The 26,003-nt window shown below is 68.5% G+C and carries 28 protein-coding genes and 1 pseudogene; 16 read left to right on the plus strand and 13 right to left on the minus strand.

Annotated elements, in window-relative coordinates:
• The first annotated feature begins 127 nt into the window (after window positions 1-127).
• Window positions 128-568 carry a hypothetical protein gene (locus CSW60_RS07270; protein ID WP_099536584.1) on the plus strand — a complete coding sequence of 147 codons (441 nt, stop codon included), beginning with the start codon at window positions 128-130 and terminating at the stop codon, window positions 566-568.
• Here CSW60_RS07270 and CSW60_RS07275 read toward each other — a convergent pair.
• A complete protein-coding gene (locus tag CSW60_RS07275; protein ID WP_099536585.1) occupies window positions 537-1,256 on the minus strand; it encodes a phosphatase PAP2 family protein in 720 nt (239 codons plus the stop codon). The two genes, CSW60_RS07270 and CSW60_RS07275, sit on opposite strands and share 32 nt — an antisense overlap.
• A 147-nt stretch (window positions 1,257-1,403) precedes the next feature.
• Between CSW60_RS07275 and CSW60_RS07280 the strand changes: the two genes are divergently transcribed.
• The 3 genes from CSW60_RS07280 (at window position 1,404) to CSW60_RS07290 (ending at window position 3,383) form a co-directional block, all read left to right on the plus strand.
• Window positions 1,404-1,766, plus strand: coding sequence for an RcnB family protein (locus CSW60_RS07280; protein WP_099536586.1), 363 nt, complete (start codon window positions 1,404-1,406; stop codon window positions 1,764-1,766).
• Window positions 1,767-1,840: 74 nt separating this feature from the next.
• Window positions 1,841-2,851, plus strand: coding sequence for a cobaltochelatase subunit CobS (cobS, locus tag CSW60_RS07285; RefSeq protein WP_099536587.1), 1,011 nt, complete (start codon window positions 1,841-1,843; stop codon window positions 2,849-2,851).
• A 4-nt stretch (window positions 2,852-2,855) separates the two neighbouring features.
• Window positions 2,856-3,383 (plus strand): hypothetical protein, encoded by a 528-nt coding sequence (locus CSW60_RS07290; protein WP_201722983.1) that lies wholly within the window; start codon window positions 2,856-2,858, stop codon window positions 3,381-3,383.
• Here CSW60_RS07290 and CSW60_RS07295 read toward each other — a convergent pair.
• Window positions 3,364-3,690 carry a HigA family addiction module antitoxin gene (locus CSW60_RS07295; RefSeq protein WP_099536588.1) on the minus strand — a complete coding sequence of 109 codons (327 nt, stop codon included), beginning with the start codon at window positions 3,688-3,690 and terminating at the stop codon, window positions 3,364-3,366. The genes CSW60_RS07290 and CSW60_RS07295 overlap by 20 nt on opposite strands.
• The gene (locus CSW60_RS07300; RefSeq protein ID WP_099536590.1) at window positions 3,665-3,946 is read right to left on the minus strand and encodes a type II toxin-antitoxin system RelE/ParE family toxin; all 282 of its coding nucleotides are present in this window, start codon (window positions 3,944-3,946) and stop codon (window positions 3,665-3,667) included. Before CSW60_RS07300 ends, CSW60_RS07295 begins: the two co-directional genes overlap by 26 nt.
• Before the next feature lie 146 nt (window positions 3,947-4,092).
• On the opposite strand from CSW60_RS07300, the gene CSW60_RS07305 reads away from it, so the two are divergent.
• Window positions 4,093-4,338, plus strand: coding sequence for a DUF2188 domain-containing protein (locus CSW60_RS07305; RefSeq protein WP_099536591.1), 246 nt, complete (start codon window positions 4,093-4,095; stop codon window positions 4,336-4,338).
• A 3-nt stretch (window positions 4,339-4,341) separates the two neighbouring features.
• On the opposite strand, the gene CSW60_RS07310 is transcribed toward CSW60_RS07305, so the two are convergent.
• The gene (locus CSW60_RS07310; protein WP_099536592.1) at window positions 4,342-4,584 is read right to left on the minus strand and encodes a hypothetical protein; all 243 of its coding nucleotides are present in this window, start codon (window positions 4,582-4,584) and stop codon (window positions 4,342-4,344) included.
• A gap of 166 nt (window positions 4,585-4,750) precedes the next feature.
• Complete coding sequence (locus CSW60_RS07315; protein WP_099536594.1) at window positions 4,751-5,143, minus strand: hypothetical protein; 393 nt, start codon at window positions 5,141-5,143, stop codon at window positions 4,751-4,753.
• Between the two features lie 178 nt (window positions 5,144-5,321).
• Here CSW60_RS07315 and CSW60_RS07320 point away from each other — a divergent pair, with 178 nt between their 5' ends.
• Both CSW60_RS07320 and CSW60_RS07325 read left to right on the plus strand, forming a co-directional pair.
• The gene (locus CSW60_RS07320; RefSeq protein WP_013080596.1) at window positions 5,322-5,795 is read left to right on the plus strand and encodes a chemotaxis protein CheW; all 474 of its coding nucleotides are present in this window, start codon (window positions 5,322-5,324) and stop codon (window positions 5,793-5,795) included.
• Between the two features lie 83 nt (window positions 5,796-5,878).
• Complete coding sequence (locus tag CSW60_RS07325) at window positions 5,879-6,979, plus strand: Zn-dependent alcohol dehydrogenase (RefSeq protein ID WP_099536596.1); 1,101 nt, start codon at window positions 5,879-5,881, stop codon at window positions 6,977-6,979.
• A gap of 6 nt (window positions 6,980-6,985) precedes the next feature.
• Here the strand turns inward: CSW60_RS07325 and CSW60_RS23910 are convergent.
• Window positions 6,986-7,114, minus strand: a pseudogene (locus tag CSW60_RS23910) (hypothetical protein); the annotation flags it as partial.
• Between the two features lie 92 nt (window positions 7,115-7,206).
• Here CSW60_RS23910 and CSW60_RS07330 point away from each other — a divergent pair.
• The gene (locus tag CSW60_RS07330; protein WP_099536598.1) at window positions 7,207-9,267 is read left to right on the plus strand and encodes a phosphocholine-specific phospholipase C; all 2,061 of its coding nucleotides are present in this window, start codon (window positions 7,207-7,209) and stop codon (window positions 9,265-9,267) included.
• Between the two features lie 70 nt (window positions 9,268-9,337).
• Window positions 9,338-10,636: a M20/M25/M40 family metallo-hydrolase gene (locus CSW60_RS07335; protein WP_201722984.1), complete on the plus strand. Its 1,299-nt coding sequence runs from the start codon at window positions 9,338-9,340 to the stop codon at window positions 10,634-10,636.
• Between the two features lie 4 nt (window positions 10,637-10,640).
• On the opposite strand, the gene CSW60_RS07340 is transcribed toward CSW60_RS07335, so the two are convergent.
• The 5 genes from CSW60_RS07340 to CSW60_RS07360 all read right to left on the minus strand — a co-directional run bounded on the left by CSW60_RS07340 (window position 10,641) and on the right by CSW60_RS07360 (window position 16,280).
• Entirely contained in the window at window positions 10,641-12,035 is a 1,395-nt protein-coding gene (locus CSW60_RS07340; protein WP_099536599.1) for a methyl-accepting chemotaxis protein, read from the minus strand.
• Window positions 12,036-12,223: 188 nt separating this feature from the next.
• Complete coding sequence (locus tag CSW60_RS07345) at window positions 12,224-12,721, minus strand: hypothetical protein (RefSeq protein ID WP_099536601.1); 498 nt, start codon at window positions 12,719-12,721, stop codon at window positions 12,224-12,226.
• A gap of 73 nt (window positions 12,722-12,794) precedes the next feature.
• Window positions 12,795-14,150, minus strand: a complete 1,356-nt coding sequence (locus tag CSW60_RS07350; protein ID WP_099537592.1) for a peptidoglycan DD-metalloendopeptidase family protein — start codon at window positions 14,148-14,150, stop codon at window positions 12,795-12,797.
• Between the two features lie 230 nt (window positions 14,151-14,380).
• Entirely contained in the window at window positions 14,381-15,076 is a 696-nt protein-coding gene (gene ctrA / locus CSW60_RS07355) for a response regulator transcription factor CtrA (RefSeq protein WP_010920871.1), read from the minus strand.
• Between the two features lie 421 nt (window positions 15,077-15,497).
• The gene (locus tag CSW60_RS07360) at window positions 15,498-16,280 is read right to left on the minus strand and encodes a LytTR family DNA-binding domain-containing protein (protein WP_099536602.1); all 783 of its coding nucleotides are present in this window, start codon (window positions 16,278-16,280) and stop codon (window positions 15,498-15,500) included.
• A gap of 150 nt (window positions 16,281-16,430) precedes the next feature.
• Between CSW60_RS07360 and CSW60_RS07365 the strand changes: the two genes are divergently transcribed.
• The 4 genes from CSW60_RS07365 (at window position 16,431) to CSW60_RS07380 (ending at window position 19,985) form a co-directional block, all read left to right on the plus strand.
• Window positions 16,431-17,432, plus strand: a complete 1,002-nt coding sequence (locus CSW60_RS07365) for a CocE/NonD family hydrolase (RefSeq protein WP_099536603.1) — start codon at window positions 16,431-16,433, stop codon at window positions 17,430-17,432.
• Between the two features lie 90 nt (window positions 17,433-17,522).
• A complete protein-coding gene (gene fliI / locus CSW60_RS07370; RefSeq protein WP_099537593.1) occupies window positions 17,523-18,857 on the plus strand; it encodes a flagellar protein export ATPase FliI in 1,335 nt (444 codons plus the stop codon).
• On the plus strand, window positions 18,857-19,273 hold the full coding sequence (locus CSW60_RS07375; protein ID WP_099536605.1) for a flagellar export protein FliJ: 417 nt from the start codon (window positions 18,857-18,859) through the stop codon (window positions 19,271-19,273). Before fliI ends, CSW60_RS07375 begins: the two co-directional genes overlap by 1 nt.
• Before the next feature lie 34 nt (window positions 19,274-19,307).
• Complete coding sequence (locus CSW60_RS07380; RefSeq protein ID WP_099536606.1) at window positions 19,308-19,985, plus strand: class I SAM-dependent methyltransferase; 678 nt, start codon at window positions 19,308-19,310, stop codon at window positions 19,983-19,985.
• Window positions 19,986-19,991: 6 nt separating this feature from the next.
• Here the strand turns inward: CSW60_RS07380 and CSW60_RS07385 are convergent, their stop codons facing one another.
• The gene (locus CSW60_RS07385) at window positions 19,992-20,438 is read right to left on the minus strand and encodes a hypothetical protein (RefSeq protein WP_143324132.1); all 447 of its coding nucleotides are present in this window, start codon (window positions 20,436-20,438) and stop codon (window positions 19,992-19,994) included.
• A gap of 385 nt (window positions 20,439-20,823) precedes the next feature.
• On the opposite strand from CSW60_RS07385, the gene CSW60_RS07390 reads away from it, so the two are divergent.
• From CSW60_RS07390 to CSW60_RS24295, 3 genes are all read left to right on the plus strand, one after another.
• Window positions 20,824-21,330, plus strand: coding sequence for a VOC family protein (locus tag CSW60_RS07390; RefSeq protein WP_099536609.1), 507 nt, complete (start codon window positions 20,824-20,826; stop codon window positions 21,328-21,330).
• A gap of 123 nt (window positions 21,331-21,453) precedes the next feature.
• Window positions 21,454-21,843 carry a BlaI/MecI/CopY family transcriptional regulator gene (locus CSW60_RS07395; RefSeq protein ID WP_099536611.1) on the plus strand — a complete coding sequence of 130 codons (390 nt, stop codon included), beginning with the start codon at window positions 21,454-21,456 and terminating at the stop codon, window positions 21,841-21,843.
• A complete protein-coding gene (locus tag CSW60_RS24295; protein WP_099536612.1) occupies window positions 21,840-23,471 on the plus strand; it encodes a M56 family metallopeptidase in 1,632 nt (543 codons plus the stop codon). Before CSW60_RS07395 ends, CSW60_RS24295 begins: the two co-directional genes overlap by 4 nt.
• A 194-nt stretch (window positions 23,472-23,665) precedes the next feature.
• On the opposite strand, the gene rpoD is transcribed toward CSW60_RS24295, so the two are convergent.
• Window positions 23,666-25,624: an RNA polymerase sigma factor RpoD gene (gene rpoD, locus CSW60_RS07405; RefSeq protein WP_099536614.1), complete on the minus strand. Its 1,959-nt coding sequence runs from the start codon at window positions 25,622-25,624 to the stop codon at window positions 23,666-23,668.
• Window positions 25,625-26,003 lie beyond the last annotated feature (379 nt).

Here is a 26,003-nt window from a genome sequence, read left to right on the forward strand (position 1 = left end):
CCCGGCGGCCAACAGTTCTCGGAAAGATTGTTTTTCGTGCGCCTCACACGGTCAAGGCAAACTTGCGGCGCACGGCGCGAATGGGCCATTGTCGCGCGCCGACACGCGGCGAGCGGGGACCTCCTTGATGACCGACAGCGATCCGGAGTGGCGCGCGCCCGTCGAAGCGCCGACGCCGGTGACACCGGTGCCGTTCGGCAAGCCGTGGAGCATCTGGACCTGGGGCGCCCTGCTGTCGACGGCGGGCCTGGCCTTCGCGGTCGCGCCCCACGCGGTCCTGCACCTGCTGAAGTCGCCGGTGGACGCCGCCGCCCTGCCCTGGGTGCGGTTCTGCGGCCTGCTGCTGCTGGCCTACGCCATGGGCTATCACGTCGCCGGCTGGACCGGCCAGCGCACCTATATGCGCGCCTCGGTCGTGCTTCGCGTCCTGTCGCTGGTGGTCATCGGCGCCTTCGTGCTGGCCGACTGGCTGCCCAAAGCCTGGCTGGCCGTGGGCCTGGGCGACTTCGCCGGCGCGGTCTGGACGACGCTGGAGCTCAGGTGGCGTCCAAAGCCGAAGACGACTTGATCCTTCGCCGGACCAGATAGGCCACGAGCCAGCAAGCCATCGCCCAAGCGGCGCCCACGCACCAGCCGGCCAGCACGTCGCTGGCCCAGTGGACGCCCAGATAGACCCGGCTGGCGCCGACCAGCAGGCTGGCCAGAACCGCGGCGCTGATCGCCAGCACCTTGACCCGCCTGCGATCCGAGAATCGCGCCGCCAACGCGCCCAGGGTCAGGAACACCACCGCCGACAGCATGGCGTGGCCGGACGGGAAGCTGGCGTTGACCGCCTCGACCGCGCGATAGGCCATGTCCGGCCGCTCCCGCCCGAACACCGCCTTCAGGCCCTGGCTGATGCTGACGCCGCCGACCGCCCCGCCCAGCAGCAGCAAGCCCTCGCCCCAGCGGCGCAGGGAGGCCAGCAGGGCGAAGGCCAGAAGGATGACCAGGCTCAGCACCGCCACGGAGCCCAGCGCCGTGACGTCGACGGCGGCGACGTGCAGCCAGTCCGGCCCGATCAGCGCCTCGGGCCGCCCCTCGACGCGCAGGGCGCGCAGGATCGCCAGATCTAGCGCGTGGGTCTCGCCCTCGGCGACCTCGTCGGCGATGCCCAGGAAGGCCATGGCGCCCAGGGCGGCGACCAGCAGGGCCGACACCGCCGTGATCTCGCGCCGCCCGGCGGCCAGCAGTCTTGGGAGGTTCAGAGAGATCACGGATCAAGACCTCGCTTCAGGCTTCGAAAGACACAATTGAGACAACAACATTTCTCTTTTGAAACATGAACTTAAGTCGAACGAACTCGTTCATGCCAGGACCATGTGAAGCCTCGTAGGCTTCGATCCTGGACAAAGGAGACTGACATGAAACGCATTCTGACCGCTTCGGTGGCCGTGCTGATGCTGGCCAGCGGCGCGACCGCCGCCTCGGCCCAGGCCTATCGCCACGACAATCGTTACGACAGCCGCGACCGCGCCTATGAGCAAGGCCGCCGCGACCAGGCCCGCCACGAGGCCCGCGAGGATCGCCGCGAGTACCGTCGCTGGGCCAAGGGCCAGCGTCTGGACGCCCGTTACCGCGACCGCGCCTACTATGTGAGCGACTGGAAGCGTCACGGCCTGCGCGCCCCGCCGCGCGGCTATCGCTGGCAAAGGGTCGACGACCAGTATGTCCTGGCCGCCGTCGCCACGGGCCTGATCGCCTCGGTGATCATCGCCAATCGCTAAAAAAGACCCGGAAAGGGCGTCGCCGGCGCGGCGCCCTCTTCCCTAACCAAGCGTCAAGGCGCTAATCGGGAAGCATGCCCGAGTTCGCCGAAACCAGCTCCGCCCAAGATCCGCTGATCACCCTGGTCCCCGACAAGTGGGTGACGCTGCGCGACGCGTTCGGCGTCGACAGCGACATGAAGGTCCCGGCCTTCAGCCACCGCGATCCGCACGTGCCGGAGATCGACAGCGCCTACCGCTTCGATCCCCAGACGACCAAGGCGATCTGCGCGGGCTTCGCCAAGGACCGCCGGGTGATGGTCCAGGGCTATCACGGCACCGGCAAGTCGACCCACATCGAGCAGGTGGCCGCGCGCCTGAACTGGCCGCTGGTCCGGGTGAACCTGGACAGCCACGTCTCGCGGATCGACCTGGTCGGCAAGGACGCCATCGTCCTGAAGGACGGCAAGCAGGTCACCGAGTTCCGGGAAGGCATCCTGCCCTGGTCCCTGCAGCGCCCGATCGCCCTGGTGTTCGACGAATACGACGCTGGTCGCCCGGACGTGATGTTCGTGATCCAGCGCGTGCTGGAAGCCGGCGGCAAGCTAACCCTGCTGGACCAGAACCGCGTCATTCGCGCCAATCCGTATTTCCGCCTGTTCGCCACGACCAACACCATCGGTCTGGGCGACACCACCGGCCTCTATCACGGCACCCAGCAGATCAACCAAGGCCAGATGGACCGTTGGTCGATCGTCACGACGCTGAACTACCTCGAACACGACGTCGAGGCGGCGATCGTGCTGGCCAAGAACCCGTCCTACGACACGACGGAAGGCAAGCGCACGATCTCGGCCATGGTCCGCGTGGCCGACATGACCCGCAACGCCTTCATGAACGGCGACATCTCGACGGTCATGAGCCCGCGGACGGTGATCACCTGGGCCCAGAACGCCGAGATCTTCGATCACGACGTGGCTTTGGCCTTCCGCCTGACCTTCCTGAACAAGTGCGACGAACTCGAGCGTCCCACGGTCGCCGAATTCTTCCAGCGCGCGTTCGGCACGGACCTGCCCGAAAGCGCGGCGCGGGTGAAGGTGGCTTAGGGGCGTGGTCGCCGCCTCGACCGTTCTCGGCGCGGCGGGCGAACACTACGTAATGTGCCAACTCCTGAGGCGAGGACTCATCGCGGCCCTCGCCCCTGTCGGCGTTCCCAACACCGACATCGTAGTAACCGACGATCTTGGCGACCGCCTTTGCGCTATCCAGGTCAAGACGCGACTGGAGAAGGGATCAGATGGCGGTTGGCATATGGGCGCCAAACACGAGCAGATCGCGTCAGACCTGCTGTTCTACGCCTTTGTAGATTTTGGGCGTTCCCTGACAGATCCGCCGCGTTGCTTCATCGTACCGAGCCAGGTGGTCGCGGCCGTAATCCGTCAGTCTCGCCAAACCTGGCTAGCGACACCCGGCAAGAACGGCGCGTCTCACAAAGACACGGACTTCAGGCGCTTCCTGCCTGACTACGACAAGATGAATATCCGATTTGGACGCGGCGCGGGGTGGCTCGATCCCTATTTGGAGAATTGGGCGCAGATCGAGACCTCGGCGAACCGAACTACGCCGCCCGAGGCGTGATCTTGTCCAACTCCGCGCCCATCTTCCGGCGCTGCTCCATCAGGTCATAGTCCATCTGCAGGCTCAGCCAGAAGCCCGCCGACAGCCCCCAGTAGCGCGCCAACCGCAGGTCAGTGTCGGCCGTCACCGCGCGCTTGCCCAGCACGATCTCGTTGATGCGACGCGGCGGAACGCCGATGGCCTTGGCCAAGGCCGTCTGGCTCATGCCGATCGGCTTGAGGAAGTCTTCCAGCAGGATGTCCCCCGGCGTGGGGTTGGGCAGCCAGTCCTCCGGAAGGGTCTCAATGGTAGTCGCAGATCTCGACATCCTCGGCTCCTCCGTCCTGCCAGCGAAAGCAAATCCGCCATTGATCGTTGATCCGGATGGAGTGCTGTCCGGCGCGATCGCCGCGCAGCGCCTCCAGCCGATTACCCGGCGGCGCCCGCAACTGCTCCAGGCGCGCCACGCGATTGAGCACGCGCAGCTTCCGTAACGCGGCCGCCTGGATGCCGCCGGGTAGCCGGCGAGAACGGTCGCCCTCCCAGACCCGCGCGGTTTCACGGTCGGCGAAGCTGCGGATCATCCCCCCTCCTTATAACGCGTAACGTTATGCGGATCAAACCTGCGCGAAATTCGAAACCTTGGGCGCCGCTTTCCGACGAGACAGCGTCATCGGAACCGCCCATGGTGGCGGACCGTTTCGACGTCCAAGCTTCACGGAGACGCCCCATGACCGAAGTCACCTACACCATCGTCGAGCATGACGGCGGCTGGGCCTACAAGGTGGGCGACACCTTCTCCGAGACCTTCCCGAGCCACGACGCGGCGCTGAAGGCCGCCCAGCGCGCAGCCGGCGAGCAGCGCCTGCCGGGCGAGACCGAAGGCATCTCCTACGAGGACAAGCAGGCCGTCTGGCACCAGGAGCTGTCGGCCGGCGACGACCGCCCGACCACCCGCGTGCAGGACGCCGACTAGCCCCTAGGCCGCCGCGTTCGCCATCCGGCGCAGGCGGCGGGCAAGGTCTTCCGGGCGGTCGGCGATCTGGTCGAACAGGGCCTGCACCTCGGCCTCGCCGAAGCCGGCCGCGCGCAAGGTGCGCCAGGCGCCGGCCAGGACCGCCTCGGCGATGTCCAGACGGTCGTCGGTCAGGCGCAGGCCGGCGCCGAACGGGCTTTGCGCCAGGGCGGTTGGCGAGAGGGACGACGGAGCGATCGGCGACATCAGGGCTCTCCTGCGACGGGGGAGTAATGTTCCTTTTTTGTTCTCATTTGAGCGCGGAGTCGAGTCCCGCCAAGCTTTGCCGCGACAAAAAGCCCCAGGCTCGGGGGAACCTGGGGCTTGAAGGCGGATCGCCGGCTCACAACGGCGACCCGTTCGTCCGTATGTCTCAGCGGCACACGGTGCGTTCGTAGTAGCTGCCGCTCCAGCGATCGTACTCGCGGGTCGTCCAGCATTCCCGGTCGCCGTAGTAGGGACGCGGGGCGTAGCCATAGCCATAACCATAGTAGCGCGGGGGCGGAGGCGGCGGCGCATAGGCCCGGCGGCCGTAGTAGCGATCATCGTAGCGATCGCGGCGATCGTTGTCGGACAAGGCCGCGCCGACCGCCAGGCCCAGCACGCCGGCCGCGATCGCGGCCACCGCGACATCGTCGCCGTTGCCCTTGTGATGGCGATGATAGTAGCGCGGATCGGCCGAGGCCGTGGTGGCCGCGGCGGCCAGCGACAGGGCCGCGACGCCGGCCCCGACCCGGCCCAGGGTGTTGACGATTTTGCGGACCATGACGGCCTCCCTGACCTCTTTCGCTTCCGGCGCGACGCGCCGCCCTAAGCGTCACGAGAACGATCGGCCTTCCCGCCTGAACGGCGCCTGAACGAAATTGTCGGGTTCCTGGAACCGGTTTGTTCATCTTTTTCCGCGAGCGTGAGGGGGACGAAATTCGCGCTCCCCGGAGACCGCCATGACCACCACCGTGTCTTACGCCCAAGGCCAGGCCCTGCAGGTCCTGTCTTTCGAAGTCGGCGCCCAGACCTATTGCGTGCCCGTCAGCGCCGTCCGTGAAATCCGTGGCGTCACTCCGCCGACCCCGCTGCCCGACGCGCCGCCCTTCGTGCGCGGCGTCATCAACCTGCGCGGCCAGGTCATGCCGGTCATTGACCTGTCGCAACGCCTGGGCAAGGGCGCCGCGCAGGACGGCCCGCGCCAAGTCATCATCGTGGTCGAGAACCAGACCGACGTCGCCGGCCTGCTGGTCGACGCCGTCTGCGACAGCTTCACCGTCGAGGCCGACGCGATCAACCCGCCGCCGTCGCTGGGCGACGTCGAGGAATCCCCGCTGGTCTCGGCCGTCATCACCACGGGCGAAGGCGACATGACGGTCCTGCTGGCCGTCAGCCGCATCCTGCCCGAGCGCCCGATCGCCCTGGCGGCGTAAGCCGACTAAACATTCGTTCGAATTCCCTCTTCCGCTCGCCCCAAGCGGAACGCTAGTCTCCTTCTAAACAAAGGGAGACGAGCATGAAGGCCGCAGTTCTGCGCGAGGTGGGCAAGCCCCTCGAGATCGAGACCGTGGCCATCGGCAAGCCCGGCCCGCGCGAGGTGCTGATCCGCACCAAGGCCGCCGGCGTCTGCCACTCGGACCTGCACTTCATCGAGGGCTCCTACCCCCACCCCCTGCCCGCCGTGCTGGGACACGAGAGCGCCGGGATCGTCGAAGCGGTCGGCTCGGAGGTGCGGACGGTCAAGGTCGGCGACCACGTCATCACCTGCCTCAACCCCTATTGCGGCCACTGCGAGGTCTGCCTGACCGGGCACATGAACCTCTGCATCAGCCCCGAGACCCGCCGGAGCAAGAGCGAGGAGCCGCGCCTGTTCAAGGAGGATCTGGGGGGTGAGCGCGGCCCGATGGCCCAGTTCCTGAACCTGTCATCCTTCGCCGAGATGATGCTGGTGCACGAGCACGCCTGCGTCGCCGTGCGCAGGGACATGCCGTTCGACCGCGCCGCCCTGATCGGCTGCGCCGTGACGACCGGCGTCGGGGCGGTGATCCAGACCTCCAGCGTCCGCGCGGGCGAGACCGTGGCGGTCATCGGTTGCGGCGGCGTCGGCCTGGCCACCATCAATGGCGCGGCGATCGCGGGCGCGGGCCGGATCATCGCCATCGACCGCGTGCCGGCCAAGCTGGAGCTGGCCAAGACCTTCGGCGCGACGGACGTGATCGACGGCTCGCAGGTCGACGACATCGCCAAGGCGGTGATCGAGCTGACCGGCGGCGGCGTGCAGCACAGCTTCGAGGCCATCGGCCTGAAAGCGACGGCGGAAGCCTCGTTCAAGATGCTGAAGCGCGGCGGCACGGCCAACATCATCGGCATGATCCCGGTCGGCACCAAGATCGAGCTGCACGGCCCCGACTTCCTGGGCGAGCGTCGCATCCAGGGCAGCTACATGGGCTCCAACCGCTTCCCGGTCGACATGCCGCGCCTGGTGGACTTCTACATGTCGGGCAAGCTGAAGCTGGACGAGCTGATCTCGCGCCGGATCAAGCTGGAGGACGTCAATTCGGCGTTCGATGAGCTGAAACGAGGCGAACTGGCGCGGTCGGTGATCGTGTTCGAGTGAGGTTTCAGCACCCCCTCCGTCACGATGCTTCGCATCGCGCCACCTCCCCCGTTTCACGGGTGAGGAGGACACGTTTCCCTCCTGCCCCGCTTGCGGGGGAGGTGGATCGGCGCGTAGCGACGAGACGGAGGGGGCGCGACTTTCGTAGACCATCTGGTCTAGTCCAGTTGTCACACAGCTGAAAAAGAAGTCGTGCTACTTCCGGCCTAGTTCACCGGAGTCCCGCCATGCCCCAGATCGATCGCCGCGGCCTGCTGGCCGCCATCGGCGCCCTGACCTTGCCGCCGGCCCTGGCGCGCGCGGCCGCCATCGACGCCGACGTCCGCAGCGGCACGCTTCAGGACGTCGAGCACGTGGTGATCCTGATGCAGGAGAACCGCAGCTTCGATCACTATTTCGGGACGCTGAACGGCGTGCGCGGCTTTGGCGACCGCTTCCCCGCGCCGGTGCGCGATGCGGCCGGCCGCAAGGACGCCTCGGTGTTCGTCCAGGCCTATGACAAGGACAAGCTCTTGGCGCCGTTCCCGCTGAACAGCGCCCAGACCTTCGCCCACATGCGCGTCGAGGGCACGCCGCACAGCTGGACCGACGCCCAGGACGCCTGGGACCAGGGCCGCATGGACCACTGGCCGGACGCCAAGCATCCCTGGTCGATGGGCTATTTCCAGCGCGCCGACATCCCCTTCCAGTACGCCCTGGCCGACGCCTTCACGCTCTGCGACGCCTATCACTGCGCGACCCAGACGGGCACCAACACCAATCGCCTGTTCCTGTGGACCGGGACCAACGATCCGGCGGGCAAGGCCGGCGGGCCATCGATCTCGAACAGTCACGACAACTTCGCCGAAAAGGGCGGGGCCAAGGAGTCCTACAGCTGGACCACCTATCCCGAGCGACTGCAGAAGGCCGGCGTCTCCTGGCGCATCTATCAGGACATGGCCGACAACTTCACCGACAACCCGCTGGCCGGGTTCAAGGCCTATCGCGACGCCTACAAGGACCTGCCGGGCTCGGACCCGACGCTGAAGAAACTGGGCCTATCGACCTGGCACCTGGACAAGCTGCGCGAGGATGTCGTGGGCGGCCGCCTGCCGCAGGTCTCGTGGATCATCGCCCCGGCCGCCGACTCCGAGCACCCCGGCCCGTCCAGCCCCGCGCAAGGCGCGGACTACACCGCCCGCGTGCTGGACGCCCTGACCGCCGATCCCAAGGTCTGGGCGCGGACGGTGTTCCTTGTGATGTTCGACGAGAACGACGGCTTCTTCGACCACATGCCGCCGCCCTCGCCAGCGTCGCGCGGCCCGGACGGCAAGCCCGTGGGCGGCTCGACGGTCGACGAGACGGGCATGCATCACCACGTGCGCAACCCGACCGAGGCCAAGTCCGAGCGCGACGACCTGATGGGCCGCCCCTACGGCCTGGGTCCGCGCGTGCCGCTGTACGTCATCTCGCCCTGGAGCCGGGGCGGCTGGGTCAACAGCCAGGTGTTCGACCACACCTCGGTGATCCGCTTCCTGGAGACGCGCTTTGGCGTGATGGAGCCGAACATCGCCCCCTGGCGGCGCGCGGTCTGCGGCGACCTCACCACCTGCTTCGACTTCAAGACCCCGAACGCCAAGCCGTTCGCGCCCCTGCCGCCGACGGCCGACGCCGCCAAGCGCGCCAATGGGCTCTCCCGCACCAAGCCGCCGACGCCGTCCGCAGTGGTCGCGCCCGTGCAGGGCCAGGGCCCCCGTCCCTCGCGCGCCCTGCCCTACGCCCTGGCCGTCGACGCCGAGGTCCGCGACGGCGCCGCCCGCCTGAAGCTGGCTAACCCCGGCAAGCAGGCCGCCGTGCTGCACGTCTATGACCGGCTGCGGCTGGACGCGGTTCCGCGCCGCTACACCCTGGCCCCCGGGACCAGCCTGGAGGACGCTTGGCCGGCCGGCGCCTATGACCTTTGGGTGCTGGGTCCGAACGGTTTCCACCGCCGCTTCGCGGGGACCAGCGAAGGCGTCGAGATCACCGCGCGCCCCGAAGGCGACGCCCTGCGGGTCAGCGCGATCAATACGAGCCAGGAGCCTCGCGCCCTGATCGTCGACGTCCTGGACGGCGAGAGCCTGCGCGTCGCCCTGGCCCCAGGCGAGACCCGCGCCAAGGTCTTCCCGACCCGCCAGGGCTGGTACGACATCACCGCCCGCCTCGACGGCGCCCCGACCTGGCTGCGGCGCGTCTCGGGTCGCATCGAGACCGGCAAGGACTCGATCAGTGACCCCTGGATGGGCGGTCCGGCCGTGCTGAGGGTCTAGCGGCGCCGGGGGCCTTCGCGCCGCGTGAAATGACAGTCTAGTGTGGCGGCGTCTCCAAGGATTCGCCGCCATGACCCTTCGCCACGCCGCTTCTCTCGCCGCCCTCGCCCTGGCCCTGACGGCCGCGCCCGCGATCGCCGCGCCAAAAGCCGATCCGGCCAAGACCGTCGGCAAGCTGGTCGCCTCGTCGGCGTTCAAGGCGGCCGTCGCCAAGCTGGACGCCGACTACGACCGCACGGTCGCCGACATCATCACCCTGACCGAGATCCCCGCCCCGCCCTTCAAGGAGGAAAAGCGGGCCAAGGCCTATCTCGAGATGCTGAGGGCCCACGGCCTGACCAACGTCGAGATGGACGCCGAGGGCAATGTCATGGGCGTGCGTCCCGGAACCGCGACCAAGGGCGCGGGCCCGTTCGTGGTCATCGCCGCCCACCTCGACACCGTCTTCCCCGAGGGCACGGACGTGAAGGTCAAGCGTCAGGGGACCAAGCTGATGGCCCCGGGGATCGGCGACGACACCCGCGCGCTCTCGACCCTGCTGGCCTATCTGCGGGCCATGGACGCGGCGGGGATCAAGACCAAGAAGGACATCCTGTTCGTCGGCAATGTCGGCGAAGAAGGTCCCGGCGACCTGCGCGGCACGCGGTACCTGTTCAACAAGGGTCCCTATAAGGGCCGGATCAGCGCCTTCTTCTCGATGGACGGGGCCAATCCCGAGCAGATCGTCGACCAGGGCACAGGTTCGAAGCGCTACCGCGTGACCTTCTCGGGTCCGGGCGGTCACAGCTACGGCGCGTTTGGCATCGTCAATCCGATGGTCGCCATGTCCAAGGCCGTGACCGACCTCTACGCGGTCCAGCCGCCCAAGGACCCCAAGACCACCTATTCGGCCAGCGTCACCGGGGGCGGCACCTCGGTGAACTCGATCCCGCACGACGTCTTCATGGAATTCGACATGCGCTCGGAAAGCGCGGCCGAGCTCGCCAAGCTGGACCAGACGCTGATCGGCATCCTCGACAAGGCCGTGGCGAGCGAAAACGCCGCCCGCTCGACCCGCGCGGGCTCGGTCAGCTACACGGCCAAGGTGATCGGCGAGCGCCCAGCCGGCGCCACGCCGCCGACGGCCGAGATCTCGGTCCTGACGGAGGCGGCGATCACGGCCCTGGGCTACAAGCCCGCGCGGGACGCGGGCTCGACGGACGCCAACATCCCGATGAGCCTGGGCGTGCCGGCCCTGACCATCGGCGCGGGCTTCCTGGGCGGTCGCGCCCACGCCCTCGACGAGTGGATCGACACCGAGAGGGCCCCGACGGTCAAGGGCATGAGCGTGGGCCTGGCGGCGCTGCTGGCCGTGGCCGGGGTGGAGTAATCCTTTAGGCCGCGCGATCGGCGCGCCAGCCCGTCGAGCCGCCGTCCTGGCGCAGCTGGAAGCGGGCCGCGGCCTGAGCGATGTCCGCCGCCTCCTTGGCCAGGGACTGGCTCGCGGCCGTGGACTGCTCGATCATGGCCGCGTTCTGCTGGGTGGCCTGATCCATCTGGTTGACGGCCGTGTTCACCTCGCGCAGGCCCGTGGCCTGTTCGCGTGAAGAGCCGGCAATGTCGGCCACCAGCTGGCTGACGGCGCCGACCTGCTCGATGATCTTCTCCAGCGCCCGGCCGGTCTGTTCGACCAGGCCCACGCCCTCGGCGACCTCGCTGGTCGACTTGCCGATCAGCGTCTTGATCTCCTTGGCCGCGTCGGCCGAGCGCTGGGCCAGGGCCCGAACTTCCTGAGCCACGACCGCGAAGCCGCGACCAGCTTCGCCCGCGCGGGCGGCCTCGACCCCGGCGTTCAGGGCCAGGAGGTTGGTCTGGAAGGCGATCTCGTCGATCACCCCGATGATGTTGCCGATCTCGCGCGAGGAGCCTTCGATGCTGGACATGGCCGCGGTCGCTTGGCGCACGACCGAACCGCCGGTCTCGGCCGCGTCCCGGGCGGCCGTGGTGACTTCGGCGGCCTCCTTGGCGTTCTCGGCCGTCCGCTGGACGGTGGCGGTGATCTCGTCAAGGGCCGCGGCGGTCTCTTCCAGGCTGGCGGCCTGCTGCTCGATCCGGCGCGACATGTCGTAGGCGGCGGACGACAGCTCGTTGGCGCCGCCGGTGATGGTGCGGACCCCGGTCGAGACCTGGGCGACGGCGCTCTCCAGCGCCGAGGCGGCGGTGTTGAAGTCGGCGCGGAGCTGCTCGTAGGCGGCGGGGAAGCGGGTGTCGATCTGGACGCGGAGGTCGCCCTGGGCCAACGTCTTCAGCCCCTGGGCCAGCTGGCTGACCACCTCGGCCTGCTCGGCGGCGGCGTGCTGCTCGGCCTCGCGCGCCTTGGCCTGGGCTTCGCGCATGGCGACGATGTCGCGGTAGTCCTGCCAGAAGGCGATCAGGACGTCACGACCGCCGATCTTGGCGGGCATGACGGTCGCCAGCACCGGCAGCATCTGGCCGTCCAGGCGCTGGTGCAGCCATTCAAAGCGGATGTGGCCCTTGGCGAAGGCTTCCTGGATGCGGGAGACGACCAGGTCTTCCGAGCGCCCGCCGCAGGGCTGCAGCTCCGGCGACAGGCGGCTTGGCGAAAGGCCCAGCAGATCCCTGCGAGCGCAGCCCATCAGCCGCTCCATCGCCGGATTGCAATCGACGATGACCCCATTCTCGATGACGTAGTAGCAGTCCGGCGAATGCTCGAAGATGAAATTGGCCACGTCTTGGCGGGCGGTGTCTTCGGCTTTGCGTCGGAACATGGGATCCTCCTGTTGGAAGGAGGCTTAGAGCTTTAGAGTAAACAAGGCGTAGACCATAAGCCGCGCGCGCCGCGATACGGGGCGCTCGGAAGATGAAATTTCCGCGACACCCAGAGGGACAAGCTTTCCGCTACGTCACCTCTGAACGCCGAAAGAAAAACGCCCTGGTTTGACGCCCTCGGCCCGGGTCAGGCCGACAGGGCGATCAGCACCGCCGGTATCACCGTCCCGATCCCCAGCAGGATCCAGGACAGCTTCTTCTCGCGCCCATAGGCGACAGCCATCCAGGCGCCCAGCACGGTGGCGGCCGCCAGGGCGATCGAGACCAGCAGGAAGATCGCTTTCAGCAGCGTCGTGGCCAGCTTTTCCTTAGCCGGCGCCTTGGCCTCGGCCGGCTTGGCGGCCGCCGGGGTCGCCGTCGCCTTGGCCGCCTCCGCGGCGGGCGGCCCCGGCCGCTTGCCGCGCGCCTTGTAGACCTGGATCTTGTGGACCATGCCCAGCTTCTCGACCACGGGCGGCGGGACATAGCCCTCGCGCGCCTCGTGCAGCTTGTAAATCTGCGCCGCGCCGGTCAGGGCGAACAGCAGCACGCTGGGAGCGATCAGCAAGCCAAGATAGGTGTGGATGCGGCGGACGGCCGCGAAGCGCAGGGCCGGATTGCCGCGAGGCTTGGGCGGGTTGGCCATGTCGAAGCTCCTGAAGCGGTTAAGCTCAAGCTTCCCGCGCCGACCGCGCCCGCGCCTAGCGCCAGATCAAATTCTATTCGCCCTTGCCGCCGTCCAGGTTCGCCAGCCGGGGCGTGTCCAGCACCGCGCCGCCGTCGGCCAGCATGCGATCGATGCGGGCCTTCTGGGACTTGAACGCGGCCAGCTCCGAGCCGGCCAGAACCGTGCCCTGCGGAACCTTGGCGCCGATCGGATTGACCCGCTGGCCGCGCTGCCAGATCTCGTAGTGCAGGTGCGGACCGGACGCGAGGCCGGTGGAGCCGACATAGGCCACCACCTGGCCCTGGCGCACCTTCACGCCCGGACGGATGCCCGGAGCGTAACGCGAGATATGGCCGTAGCCGGTGTCCCAGTTGCCGGCGTGCCGAATGCGCAGCCAGTTGCCGTAGCCGCCCCAGCGCTTGGCCTCCAGTACGACGCCGTCGCCGGCGGCCAGGATCGGCGTGCCCGTACCGGCGCCGAAGTCGACGCCCTGGTGGGCGCGGGTGTAGCCCAGCACCGGGTGCTTTCGCATGCCGAACACCGAGGTGATCCGCGCCCCGTCGACCGGCGTGCGCAGCAGGAAGCCTTTGATGTTCTTGCCCAGCTCGTCGAAGAACTGCGGCTTGCCGTCGCTGTCCTTGCGGTCGAAGGCGTAGAACTTCTGGCCCTTCACCTCGGCGTATTCCAGGTCGCCCGCCTCGATCGTGCGGCCGCTCTCGGTGACCTTGCGGTCGAACACCAGGCAGAAGCGGTCGCCTTCCTGGATGTCGCGCGAGAAGTCGATCTTGTGGGAGAACAGCTTGGCCGCCTGGCTGATCACCTGCGGGGTGCCGCCGACGCTGGCCACGCTCTCATAGAACGAGCCGTTCATCTCGCCGCACGCGACCTTCTTCTCGTCGCGGACCTTCTCCTCCAGCTCGCGCAGGCGCAGGGCGCCGTCGAAGGTGCGCGAGACGGTCAGGGTCGAGGACGGGCTGGCGCGCATGGACAGGCCGATCAGCCGCGCCGGACCGCGCTGGTCGCGGCGCTGGGCGATGGCGGTCTCGAAGGCCATGCCGGCCTTGATGTTGACGGTGTCGATCGCGCCTTGCAGCACCGAGACGACCTGCTTGGCTTCGTCCGGCGCGACGCCGGCGCGCTGCACGGCGCCCAGCAGGGTCTCGCCCGGACGGACCTTGACCTCGACGTTCTCGGGGCGCTCGAAGCCCGGCTGGGCCTCGGCGCCGGCGAAAGCGACATGCTGCAGGGCGGCCAGGGCGGCGGGGTCCAGCGGCGCCTTGTCGGCGGGAGCCTTCACGTCGTCGGCGGTCAGCTTCATGCCCAGGCCCAGAGCGGCCAAGCCGGCGATGGCGGTGAACAGCCTCGGCGCCCAGCGCGTGGCGCCGCGTCGCGGATCGAATTCCTGCATCGTGCCCCCGTCGATATCGACGCCGCGCAATTCAATTGCGTACGGCTGGGAAGCCCCCCAGCGCCCGCGCCGGACCTTGGTCACGCCGGTCACCGGCGGCAAGGACTATTCGGCGCTTCGGTCGATTTGTCACGGGTCGGACGGAGACACAAGCTAAGCCGTTGACCCAAAAAGAAAACGCCCGCCGTTTCCGGCGGGCGTCTTGGGTACGCTTACTGAAGCGAGTCGCCTTAGGCGGCGTTGACCTGCTCGTTCGGGTCGCGCAGCACGTAGCCGCGGCCCCAGACGGTTTCGATGTGGTGCTTGCCGTGCGCCGAAGCGGCCAGCTTCTTGCGCAGCTTGCAGATGAAGACGTCGATGATCTTCAGCTCGGGCTCGTCCATGCCGCCGTACAGGTGGTTCAGGAACATTTCCTTGGTCAGGGTCGTGCCCTTACGCAGGGAGAGCAGCTCGAGCATCTGATATTCCTTGCCGGTCAGATGCACGCGGTTGCCGTTCACTTCGACGGTCTTGGCGTCGAGGTTGACGACGATGTCGCCGGTCTTGATGACCGATTGGGCGTGACCCTTCGAACGACGGACCACCGCGTGGATGCGGGCGATCATCTCGTCCTTGTGGAAGGGCTTGGTCATGTAGTCGTCGGCGCCGCCGGCGAAGGTCTTGACCTTGGTGTCGATCTCCGACGAGCCCGACAGGATCATGATCGGGGTGTTGATCTTCGCGACCCGCAGGGTGCGCAGAACATCGATGCCGCTCATGTCGGGAAGGTTCAGGTCCAGCAGGATCAGGTCGTAGTCGTAGATCTTGCCCAGATCCACGCCTTCCTCGCCCAGATCGGTCGTATAGACGTTGAAGCCTTCAGACTTCAGCATCAATTCGATCGTCTGCGCGGTCGCGCTGTCATCCTCGATCAACAGTACGCGCATGAGCCCCTCCACGCCATTCAGGCGTAATTCGACGTCTTGGCGGAATGACCGCCGGTTAAACCCTTCGACCATCCTGCCGGAGAGTTAATTTAAGACTGGTTAATGGTGAATGTTCGTGTTGGTCGAATGGTTAATCTGATTTGCGAATCGGGTGCAAGCCGTCCGCTGACGCTTTGGCACATTGGTCGCAGGCGTCGCACCCAGCGTTTCCGGGCCTCGCAAAACAGCGCCGCTAAGGCCGAAAACCATTGGTCGCCAAGCCTCACAGCCCGCCGGCAACCGTTAATCCGAGGTCGTAGCACGAGGCCGGCGACGTGGAATTGCGGCGTTCTGTCGCGAGATTTCCGAACGCTGTTCTCGCGTCGCGAACGCCCTTGCGGCCGCGATGAATCCGGAGACTGCGACGCCGCGACGCGGCGGTTCAGGACGGATTTTCGTCGGCCAGCCAGCCGGCGGCCCGGAGCTTGGCGACCGAGGCGCGGCTGACCGGCGCGGTCTGGCCGTCGACGAGGCGCAGGCGCAGGTTCCGTCCGTCCCGCTCGACGCCGACGATCGCCCGCCGCGCCACCCACCACGAGCGGTGGGTCTGCAGGCCCTCGACGCCGGAGAGCCCGGCGGTGACCCGCGCCAGCGGCCCCATTTCGAGTCTGGATCCATGTTCGGTGCGAACCCGGACATAGTGGTCCTCCATCCTCAGATAGAGGACGGCGCCGGGATCGACCGTCGGGGCGGGCGCCGCCGTCGGGACCAGCGCCTCGCGCGCGTGGGCCCGCGCGAGCGGGCGGATGCGGATGAAGTAGTAGACCAGGACGATCGGCGTGGTGATCGCCACGCACTGGCCGTACCAGACGAGCGGGGGGACCAGCCGGCCGATCTCCGGCCAGAGAGCCACCGCGACGAGGCGCAGCGGCGCGCCTTGCAGCAAGGCGCCAATCAGCACGACGGGCGGCAACACCGCCCAGAGCGGCCAATCCCGACGCCAGGCCAACGCTAGGCCCAGCCGGGCCAGCCCGCTGATCACCGCCATGCCGGTGACGACGCTGCCGACCCAGTAGGCGATCCGCACCGGAACCCCGCCGTTGAAGAAGCTCCCGAACGGCCCCATCAGCCCCAGCAGCACGCCGATGGCCAGGGCGACCGTCAGGTCGACCGCCCAGTCGCGGGCGGTTCCCAGCAGAGGCGGCGTGGCGCGGGCGGCGGTCATGTCCTTCGTATAGGGCCAGCTTCGGCGGAGTCGCCAGCCCAAGCCCGTTCGCCCGCCCACGAACCCATTCGCCCATTCGCGCAGGAGCGCTGGCGGACCGCCGTCCCGCCGGCGACAGCGACGACATCGTCATCCGCTCGAAGAACCGCCATGTCGCTCCGCGCCCTCCTCGCCGCCGCCCTGCTGGCGGCGACCGCCACCCCCGCCCTGGCCGCCAACGCCGGCTTCATGCTGCTACAAGAGCCCCGGCCCGACGCGCCGCCTGTCGAGGTCGGGGTCTGGTATCCCACGAACGCCCCGCCCGCCTTCATGCCCCTAGGCAGCTGGGGCCATACGGTCGCCGCCGGCGCGCCGGTCGCCGGCGAGCGCCTGCCGCTGATCGTCATGTCGCACGGCAACGGCGGCTTCTTCGGCGGGCACGCCGACACCGCCCAGGCGTTGGCGGAGGCCGGCTTCGTGGTCGCGGCCCTCACCCACCCGGGCGACAACTATCGCGACCAGAGCCGCGCCACGGCCATGGCCGACCGGCCGGCGGCCCTCTCGGCCCTGATCGGCTGGATGCTGGAGGCCTCGCCGCTGCAGGCGAAGCTCGATCCCGACCGCGTCGGCGCCTTCGGCTTCTCGTCCGGCGGCTTCACGGTGCTGGCGGCGGCGGGCGGAGAGCCGAACCTGTCGCGGATGGCCGGGCACTGCCTGAAGCATCCCGGCAATTTCGACTGCAAGCTGACCGCCAGCCGACCCGCGCCCGCCGACGCGTTGGCCGCCCGCTGGGTCCACGACCCGCGCATCAAGGCCGTGGTCGCCGCCGCGCCCGCCCTGGGCTTCACCTTCAGAAAGCGGGGCCTCAAAGGGATCACCGCGCCCGTCCAGCTGTGGAAGGCGACCGACGACGAGATCCTGCCCGGCGACGACTACGCCGAGGCCGTGCATCGCGATCTTGGCCGTCCGCACGACTACCACGTCGTCCCGAGCGCGCGGCACTTCGACTTCCTGACGCCCTGCAACGCCGCGCCGCCGGCCGATCTGGCCTATCTGTGCGCCAGCGCGCCGGGTTTCGACCGCCAGGCCTTCCACCGCGACTTCAACATCGCCGTCACGCGCTTCTTCACCGAGCAATTGGTCGCACCCAAAGACGGCGCTTCCGGACGCTGATTTCACACCTGGTTAACCACGTTGCCCGACTGTGGCGACACGGAGGCGCCGGCCAAGGTTGGCGTCGCCGTGGGGTTTTCGGGGTCCAGCTTGCGCAGTCTCATCGCCGCCGTCGAACGTATCGACCCGCTGACCATCTATGGTCGCGTGGCCGCCGTGAACGGCCTGCTGATCGAGGCCCGGGGCGGCCTGACGCGCCTGGCGGTCGGCGCCCGGGTCGAGATCGAGCGCCTGGGCCAGACCGCCCTGCCCGCCGAGGTGGTCGGCTTCCGCGAGACCCGCGCCCTGCTGATGCCCTTCGGTCCCGTCGAGGGCGTCGCGCCGGGCGCGGAGATCCGCATCGTGCCGGAAGGCGCCGTGGTCCGCCCGACCAAGGCGTGGCTGGGCCGCATCATCAACGCCTTTGGCGAGCCGATCGACGGCCTGGGCCCGCTGCCCCAGGGCGAGGTCCCCTATCCGCTGAAGACCCCGCCGCCGCCGGCTCACGCGCGCGGCCGGGTCGGCGAGCGCCTGGACCTGGGCGTGCGGTCGATGAACGTCTTCACCACCACCTGCCGCGGCCAGCGCCTGGGCATCTTCGCCGGCTCGGGCGTCGGCAAGTCGGTGCTGCTGTCGATGCTAGCGAAGGAAGCCACCTGCGACGCCGTCGTCGTCGGCCTGATCGGCGAGCGGGGCCGCGAGGTCCGCGAGTTCGTCGAGGAGACCCTGGGCGAGGAAGGCTTGCGCCGCGCCGTCGTCGTGGTCGCCACCTCGGACGAGCCGGCCCTGACCCGCCGCCAGGCCGCCTACATGACCCTGGCCATCAGCGAGTACATGCGCGACCAGGACCAGGAAGTCCTGTGCCTGATGGACTCGGTGACCCGCTTCGCCATGGCGCAGCGCGAGATTGGTCTCGCCGCCGGCGAGCCGCCGACCACCAAGGGCTATACGCCCACCGTCTTCACCGAGCTGCCCAAGCTGCTGGAACGCGCCGGCCCTGGCCCGATCCGCGCCGACGGCACCACCGCCGCGCCGATCACCGCGCTCTTCACCGTCCTCGTCGACGGCGACGACCACAACGAGCCGATCGCCGACGCCACGCGCGGTATCCTGGACGGCCACATCGTCATGGAGCGGGCCATCGCCGAGCGCGGCCGCTTCCCGGCCATCAACGTCCTGAAGTCGATCAGCCGGACCATGCCTGGCTGCCAGCTCCCGCACGAGCGCGAGATCGTCAAGGGCGCGCGCCAGGTGATGGCCGCCTATTCGAACATGGAAGAACTGATCCGCATCGGCGCCTACCGCGCCGGGGCCGACCCCGTGGTCGACCGCGCGATCCGCCTGAACCCCGCGATCGAAGCTTTCCTTAGCCAGGATAAGGAAGAGGCAACCAGTCTCGACGACTCTTTCGGCATGCTGGGCCAGATCCTGCAGAGTGAGTACTGATGACCAAGTGGGCCGCCTCGCTGATCCGCATCTCGACCCACGAGGTCGAGACCCTGCAGAAACGCCTCGCCGAGATCGTCGAGCGCCGCACGGCGGCTGAACTGCGTGTCGCCATGCTGGACGCCGAGGCCGAGGCCGAGGCCAAGCGCGCCGAGGGCGACGCCGGCGCCGGCTGGTACATGATCGGCTATCGCGAGGGCTATAAGCGCCGCCGCGCCGAGATGCTGGTCCAGATCGAGCTGTGCCAGGAGGAAGAGGTCGGCGCGCGCGACGCCCTGGCCGAGGCCTTCGAGAACCTCAAGAAGTACGAGCACGTCGCCGAGCAGGCCAAGGTGCTGGCCGCCAAGAAGCAGGGCGCCTTCGAGGCCGCCCAGTTGGACGAGCTGGGCCTGCGCCGCAAGGCGGCCGGGTTCTAACGAAATCTCAAGCCGCCGGGTTCATAACCCCGGCATGAGCCTCATCCACGCGCTTCAGGAAACCGGCGACGCCAATTCGCTGGCGACGCGCTTCCGTCGCGCGCGGGCCGCCCATGTGGTCGCCCTGATCGAGAAGATCTTCGCCGAGCGCGGCCAGTGCCGCATCGCCGACCTGGGCGGCGAACCGGCCTATTGGCGGCTGCTGTTCAACCGCGACTTCCTGGTCTCGCGCAAGGTCCAGGTCAGCCTGTTCAATCCGCAGCCGTTCACGGTGGACGATCCGCTGTTCACCGCCGTGGTCGGCGACGCCTGCGATCTCTCCGACCACGCCGACCAGAGCTTCGACCTGGTCCATTCCAATTCGGTGGTCGAGCATGTCGGCGACTGGCCGCGCATGGAGGCCTTCGCCCGCGAGTGCCGGCGCCTGGCCCCGCGCTACTACGTCCAGACGCCCTATTTCTGGTTCCCGATCGAGCCGCACTTCTCTGCGCCGTTCTTCCACTGGCGGTCGGAGCAGGCGCGGGCCCGCATGCTGCTCAGGCGCGGCTACGGCTGGTGGCCCAAGGCGGCGGACATGGGCGAGGCGATGCGCGCCGTCCAGCACGCCCGCCTGCTGGACAAGGCCCAGTTCCGGTTCCTCTTTCCGGACGCGCGTCACGTCGACGAGAAGATCCTGGTCGTCACCAAGTCGCTGATCGCGATCCGGGACTGAGCTGGATTAATCGAACCGCGCGAAAAGCTTGTGCGCGAAGGTCGCCAGGACGTTGTCGACCTGGTCCCAGCGAACCGTTCGCCAGTCGATCTCCGTATCCGCCCCGTTGTGATCGATGGGTCCTGGAAACATCCCGCCAAAGATGACGTCCACCAGACCCGCGTCGCCCGCCGAAAAGGCGATATAGGGCAGCGGCTGGCCGGCGGGGTGATCCGGGCGCCTGACCTCCAGGCGGTGCTTGGCCGCCTCGCCCTCGCCGGTCACCTCGTAGAGCGCCTCGAACCCGTGCGCCCGAGCGCGTTCGACCAGCGCGTTCAGTTGAGGCGTCAGCCTGACCTGGGCGGACTGACCAAAGCTGGGACGGTCTGGGTCGGCTCGCTCGGCGATGGCGCCTTCTTCGAACCGTGGGACCTCATGCGCCGCCGGCGTCCGAGACCTTGCGGGCTTCCGCACTCGAAACCCGAAAATCGACGCGATACATCCTACGACAACCAAAGCCGCCACGACGCCGGGCAGGCCTTCAAAAAACTCGACACGCATAAAACGCCTCCGGCCTCGGTAGGCCACTGGCGCTGTTCGCGAGCATTGTCCTGGATCAAGTGAAGCGGCGCGCGGGCCGCGCCCACCGACGCGCCGGCGGCGAACGCCGCGTCATGCTCAAGGTTAATTCGAAGTCATGAAGGTCTTGTAAGTTGAGCGGCAAGATCAGCGCCCGTAAACCCCGCCGCTCCGGCGCGTAACGCCGTTTTTTAAACAGCAATTGGCGAGCTTAAGGCCAAGCGCGTGACGGTCGTCGCGCGTCGTGAGCCCCGCTGCGCCTAGTCATCAAGGGTATATCGTGATCCATCATCTGTCCGTCAGCGCCATCGACCCACAGGGCGTCGCGGAATTCTTCGCCGACATCATGGGCGGCGTCGCCGTCGACTTTCCACCCAATCCGGGTAGCCACATGGTGTTCAAGGCCGACGGCATGGGCACCGCCATCGAGATCTATCCGGCCGGCAGCGTCATGGTCCCGAACGGCGATCCCGGCGCGGTGTTCGTGCGCCAGGCCGAGGCCGCCGAGCGCCGCTCGCCGACCCACTTCGCGCTCAGCGTCTCGATGGACCGCCAGGCGGTTCTGGACCGCGCCGCGGCCAAGGGTTGGGACGCCTTCGTCTGCGACCGCGGCGGCCACTTCCACGTGATCGAGGTCTGGGTCGAGAACGCCTGGCTGGTCGAGATCCTGCCGTTGGATTTCGCCGCCGAATATCTGAGCTTCGCCAATGCGGTGACCGAGATGGCCGATCCGAACGCGGCCCTCGACACCCACCAGCCCCAGGCGCGTACTCTGGAACACGCCTAAGGGTGAGCGGGGCGGCGCTCCCCCGAACGCCGCCCCTCTTGCGCCTTCCGCATTACCACGAGTTCACTTTCGTCGCTACAAATGTAGCGCTACGAATGTAGCGAACAGTCAGCGGAGGCCGCCTTGATCGACTCCTTGCCCCGACGCGAACGCGAGGTCTTCGAGACCCTGTGCCGCCTCGAGACCGGCACGACCGCCGAGGTCCGCGCCGCCCTCGCCGATCCCTTGAGCGACTCCGCCGTCCGCACCCTGCTGGCCCGGCTGGAGAGCAAGGGCCTGGTCGAGCGTTCGCCCGGCGCGCACGGCGTCGCCTACCGCCCCGCCCAGGCCACGGAGACCGTCGCCGTGGGGGCCCTCCGGCGCCTGATCGACACCTTCTTCGCCGGCTCGGCCGCCAGCGCCGCCAGCGCCTTGCTGGGCCTTGGCCAAAAGCTGACGCCGGAAGAGGCGGCCGCCCTCGAGGCGATGATCGACAAGGCCGTCGAAACCAAGGGTGGGGAGGGCAAGCAATGACCTGGACGCTGCTGATCTCGCTGCTGGTCAAGTCCAGCCTGGTCGCGGGCGCGGGCCTGATCGCCTCGCGCCGCCTGACGCAGCGCCCGGTCGAGCGGGTCGACATCCTGCGCGGGACGGTCTGCCTGCTGCTGGCCCTGCCGGTGATCATGAACGCCCTGCCGCCGATCGAACTGGCCCTCCTGCCGCCGATGATCGACGCGCCCCTGCCCGCCGTGTCGGACGTCGCGACCGCCCCGCCGACCACCCCGCCTCCGCGCTGGATGACGCCCGGCGCGATCCTGGGCGGCCTGTGGCTGCTGGGGGCCGCGCTGATCAGCGGGCGGCTGGCCCTGGGCCTGCGCACCCTGACCCGCTGGACCCAGAAGGCAGATCCCGTGACCTGCCCCGCCTGGCTGGCGCCGATCGAGGACCTGCCGCCGGCCGACCGCCCCAACCTCGTGTGCTCCGACCGCGTGGCCGGTCCGCTGAGCTGGGGCGTCGCCCCCGGCGCCATCCTGATCGACCCCGCCACCCTGGCCGAGCGCCACACCGCCCCGGCGATCATGGCCCACGAGCTGGCGCACCTGCGGCGCCACGACTGGATCTTCCTGCTGATCTCCCGCGTCGTGCTGGCGATCTTCTGGTTCAACCCGCTGGTCTGGCGCCTGCACGCGACGTTGCGCCAGCGCTCGGAAGAGGCGGCCGACGCCGCCGCGCTCGGCTTTGTCGACCGCGCGCTCTACGCCCGCACCCTGGTCCGCCTGGCCGCCCATCCCACCCCGCTGCTCGCGCCGGTCGCCTCGCTGCCGATGGCCGCCGACAGCCGCACGCTGAAATCGAGGATCGCCAACATCATGATCGACACGCCCGCCCGCCGTCGTCCGCTGACCGTCGCGCTCTGCATCGGCGCCATCGCGCTGGTCGCCGCGCCGCTGGCCGCCTTCGCCGTGACCCGCCAGATCGCGCCACCGATCCCGCCCGTTCCCCCGGCCAAGGTCGCCAGCGCGCCGCTGCCGCCCGCCCCGCCGGCCCCCGCCGCCGAGGCCGCGCCTCCCGCGCCGGCGCCGCCGCCGGCCCCGCCCGCTCCTCCAGCCCCGCCGGCCGATGCGGCCGAGGCCTATGACGTGGCCCAGGCCCGCGCCCAGGCCGAATGGGACCGGGCGCAGGCGCGCGCCGAGGCCGACTGGTCCCGCCAGCTCGCGGAAGCCTCGCGCATCAACGCCGAGGAAATCCGCCGCCAGGTCGAGGCCCACCGCGACGAGATCGAGGCCGCCGCGCGCGAAGCTCGCGCCCAGGCGCGCGTCTATGCCCAGCAGGCCCGTCTCTCGTCCGAGGAAGCCCGCCGCATTGGCGAGGAGGCCCGCAAGGTCGCCGAACGCTCACGGGCGGCGGCGATGAGGCAGGCCCGCTTCGACATGGCCAAGGGCGCCGAACAGATCCGGGCCGGCGCCCGCCAGATGCGCGAGGAGGCCGCCCGCCTGCGCGACCCCGCCTATCGCGCCAAGCAGATCGCCGAGAACCGCGCCCGCGGGCAGACCGTGACGGACGAGGAGCTGCAAGACGCGGCCCGTCGCATGCCGGCCCAGGCCGACGCGATGGAACGCCAGGCCGACCGGCTGGAGCAACGGGCGCGGGAGCAGTTGTGAGGAGAAGGTGTCGCCGAAGACGACGGATGAGGGGTCGGAAGGCCTTTCCGGACAGCGGAGCGCAACCCCTCACCCGGCCCTTCGGGCCACCCTCTCCCGCAGGGGGAGAGGGATAGAAACAAAAACGCCCCGGTCCTGAGACCGGGGCGTCTTCGTTTGCGCCTGGATCCTCGGGACAAGCCCGAGGACGGACCCTAGGAGTCCAGGAAGCTGCGCAGCTTGCGCGAGCGGCTCGGGTGCTTGAGCTTGCGCAGGGCTTTCGCCTCGATCTGACGAATGCGCTCGCGGGTCACCGAGAACTGCTGGCCGACTTCTTCCAGCGTGTGGTCGGTGTTCATGCCGATGCCGAAGCGCATGCGCAGCACGCGCTCTTCACGCGGGGTCAGCGAGGCCAGCACGCGGGTGGTGGTTTCCCGCAGGTTGGACTGGATGGCCGCGTCGATCGGCAGGACGGCGTTCTTGTCCTCGATGAAGTCGCCCAGGTGGCTGTCTTCCTCGTCGCCGATCGGCGTTTCGAGCGAGATCGGCTCCTTGGCGATCTTCAGGACCTTGCGGACCTTTTCCAGCGGCATGGCCAGCTTTTCGGCCAGCTCTTCCGGGGTCGGCTCGCGGCCGATCTCGTGCAGCATCTGGCGGCTAGTGCGGACGATCTTGTTGATCGTCTCGATCATGTGCACCGGGATACGGATGGTCCGCGCCTGGTCGGCGATCGAGCGGGTGATCGCCTGACGGATCCACCAGGTGGCGTAGGTCGAGAACTTGTAGCCGCGGCGGTACTCGAACTTGTCGACCGCCTTCATCAGGCCGATGTTGCCTTCCTGGATCAGGTCCAGGAACTGCAGGCCGCGGTTGGTGTACTTCTTGGCGATCGAGATCACGAGGCGGAGGTTGGCCTCGACCATCTCCTTCTTGGCCTGACGGGCCTCGCGCTCGCCCTTCTGCACGGTCTGGACGATGCGGCGGTAGTCGTCGATCGGCACGCCGGTCTCGGTGGCGAGCGCGGCGATTTCCTGGCGGATGTCGCTGATCGAGCTCTGGTCGTTCTCGACGAACTTGGTCCAGCGCACGCCCATCGCCTTGACCTGCTCGGTCCAGGTCGGGTTCAGCTCCGAACCGAAATAGGCCTTCAGGAACTCGGCGCGGCTGATGCCGTAGCTGTCGGCCAGGCGCAGCAGGCGGCCTTCCAGGCCGATCAGGCGCTTGTTGATCGCATAGAGCTGCTCGACCAGAGCCTCGATGCGGTTGTTGTTCAGCTTCAGCGTCTTCAGGTGCTGGATGATCGTCGCCGACAGGCCTTCGTAGGCCTTGCGGTCGGCTTCCGAGAGGTCCTCGCCCTTCAGGCGGCTGCCGACCAGCTTGTCCTGCAGCTTGCGGAAGCTTTCGAACTCGCTGGCGATGGCGTCCAGGATGGCCATCACGCCTTCGCGCAGCTCGCCTTCCATGGCGCTGACGGTCGGACCGGCGCCGTCGTCGAAGTCGTCCTCGTCCTCGCCTTCGGCGCCCTCGGCCTTGGCCTCGCCGGCTTCGTCGTCGACCGGTTCGGCCGGACCCTCGTCGTCATCGGCGGCCGGCGCGGCGGCGACGCCGTTGATCGCGGCGTAGGTGGCTTCCAGGTCGATGACTTCACGCAGCAGGATGCGGCCCGAGCCCAGCTCCTCGCGCCACACCATGATGGCTTCGAAGGTCAGGGCGGACTCGCAGAGGCCGCGGATCATGGTGTCGCGGCCGGCCTCGATGCGCTTGGCGATGGCGATTTCGCCCTCGCGCGACAGCAGCTCGACCGAGCCCATTTCGCGCAGGTACATGCGCACGGGGTCGTCGGTGCGGTCGTAGGCGGCCGGCTTGTCGCTGGTGATGACGGCCGTGCCTTCGTCGCGCGTGGCGACTTCGCCGCCCTCGCCGCCTTCGGCGTCCTCTTCGGCCTCGACGACGTTGACGCCCATCTCGCTGAGCATGGCCAGGGTGTCTTCGATCGCGTCGGGAGACACCTCCTCCGACGGCAGCACCTTGTTCAGCTCGTCCATCGTGACGTAGCCGCGGGCTTTCGCCTGCTTGATGAACTTCTTGACGCCGGCGTCGGTCAGGTCGAGCAGCGGGCCATCACCGCCGGTGGTTTCCGGGGCTTCCGTCTCGGCCGAGGAATTGGTGCTCATCAAGCTCTCCGCAATCGACGTCGCCTTCAGTCCTGCAAGACGCGCGCCGAAAAAATCCGTATCGAAAAGGCTTGCCGGCCTCGTCCGCGCCTTTGATCAGCGCTTACCCAGGGATCACGTTCCCGTCAGGCCGCCATCCAGCGCTCGCCGCCATGTGAGATCGCTCCGCGAGAGACCCGTCGGAGACACAAGGCGATAAGCGCGGTCTGGCGCATCTCCCGAAGGGGTCAGCGACCGCTGGGGACTTGGGGCGGCGGCGAGGGTGACATCCTGTTTCGATAAGGGCGCGCGCTCCGGCGGCCCGAGCGATGTCAATCAGCTGCGTGGCAAATCCTTGAGTCGGCATGTGGCCGTGGGTGACGCCGGTGTCAAGATGAGA

It is taken from the genome of Caulobacter sp. X, from assembly GCF_002742635.1.
GTDB lineage: Bacteria > Pseudomonadota > Alphaproteobacteria > Caulobacterales > Caulobacteraceae > Caulobacter.

What these genes read in the sequence shown, in the direction of transcription:
- CSW60_RS07315 (WP_099536594.1), bottom strand. Translation starts at nt 5,143, where the DNA reads ATGGTCCGCAAAATCGTCAACACCCTGGGCCGGGTCGGGGCCGGCGTC.
- CSW60_RS07320 (WP_013080596.1), top strand. Translation starts at nt 5,322, where the DNA reads ATGACCACCACCGTGTCTTACGCCCAAGGCCAGGCCCTGCAGGTCCTG.
- CSW60_RS07295 (WP_099536588.1), bottom strand. Translation starts at nt 3,690, where the DNA reads ATGTCGAGATCTGCGACTACCATTGAGACCCTTCCGGAGGACTGGCTG.
- CSW60_RS07345 (WP_099536601.1), bottom strand. Translation starts at nt 12,721, where the DNA reads ATGGCCAACCCGCCCAAGCCTCGCGGCAATCCGGCCCTGCGCTTCGCG.
- CSW60_RS07365 (WP_099536603.1), top strand. Translation starts at nt 16,431, where the DNA reads ATGTCGCTCCGCGCCCTCCTCGCCGCCGCCCTGCTGGCGGCGACCGCC.
- CSW60_RS07330 (WP_099536598.1), top strand. Translation starts at nt 7,207, where the DNA reads ATGCCCCAGATCGATCGCCGCGGCCTGCTGGCCGCCATCGGCGCCCTG.
- CSW60_RS07375 (WP_099536605.1), top strand. Translation starts at nt 18,857, where the DNA reads ATGACCAAGTGGGCCGCCTCGCTGATCCGCATCTCGACCCACGAGGTC.
- CSW60_RS07325 (WP_099536596.1), top strand. Translation starts at nt 5,879, where the DNA reads ATGAAGGCCGCAGTTCTGCGCGAGGTGGGCAAGCCCCTCGAGATCGAG.
- cobS (WP_099536587.1), top strand. Translation starts at nt 1,841, where the DNA reads ATGCCCGAGTTCGCCGAAACCAGCTCCGCCCAAGATCCGCTGATCACC.
- CSW60_RS07270 (WP_099536584.1), top strand. Translation starts at nt 128, where the DNA reads ATGACCGACAGCGATCCGGAGTGGCGCGCGCCCGTCGAAGCGCCGACG.
- CSW60_RS24295 (WP_099536612.1), top strand. Translation starts at nt 21,840, where the DNA reads ATGACCTGGACGCTGCTGATCTCGCTGCTGGTCAAGTCCAGCCTGGTC.
- ctrA (WP_010920871.1), bottom strand. Translation starts at nt 15,076, where the DNA reads ATGCGCGTACTGTTGATCGAGGATGACAGCGCGACCGCGCAGACGATC.
- CSW60_RS07340 (WP_099536599.1), bottom strand. Translation starts at nt 12,035, where the DNA reads ATGTTCCGACGCAAAGCCGAAGACACCGCCCGCCAAGACGTGGCCAAT.
- CSW60_RS07380 (WP_099536606.1), top strand. Translation starts at nt 19,308, where the DNA reads ATGAGCCTCATCCACGCGCTTCAGGAAACCGGCGACGCCAATTCGCTG.
- CSW60_RS07280 (WP_099536586.1), top strand. Translation starts at nt 1,404, where the DNA reads ATGAAACGCATTCTGACCGCTTCGGTGGCCGTGCTGATGCTGGCCAGC.
- CSW60_RS07305 (WP_099536591.1), top strand. Translation starts at nt 4,093, where the DNA reads ATGACCGAAGTCACCTACACCATCGTCGAGCATGACGGCGGCTGGGCC.
- CSW60_RS07300 (WP_099536590.1), bottom strand. Translation starts at nt 3,946, where the DNA reads ATGATCCGCAGCTTCGCCGACCGTGAAACCGCGCGGGTCTGGGAGGGC.
- CSW60_RS07360 (WP_099536602.1), bottom strand. Translation starts at nt 16,280, where the DNA reads ATGACCGCCGCCCGCGCCACGCCGCCTCTGCTGGGAACCGCCCGCGAC.
- CSW60_RS07335 (WP_201722984.1), top strand. Translation starts at nt 9,338, where the DNA reads ATGACCCTTCGCCACGCCGCTTCTCTCGCCGCCCTCGCCCTGGCCCTG.
- CSW60_RS07310 (WP_099536592.1), bottom strand. Translation starts at nt 4,584, where the DNA reads ATGTCGCCGATCGCTCCGTCGTCCCTCTCGCCAACCGCCCTGGCGCAA.
- CSW60_RS07350 (WP_099537592.1), bottom strand. Translation starts at nt 14,150, where the DNA reads ATGCAGGAATTCGATCCGCGACGCGGCGCCACGCGCTGGGCGCCGAGG.
- rpoD (WP_099536614.1), bottom strand. Translation starts at nt 25,624, where the DNA reads ATGAGCACCAATTCCTCGGCCGAGACGGAAGCCCCGGAAACCACCGGC.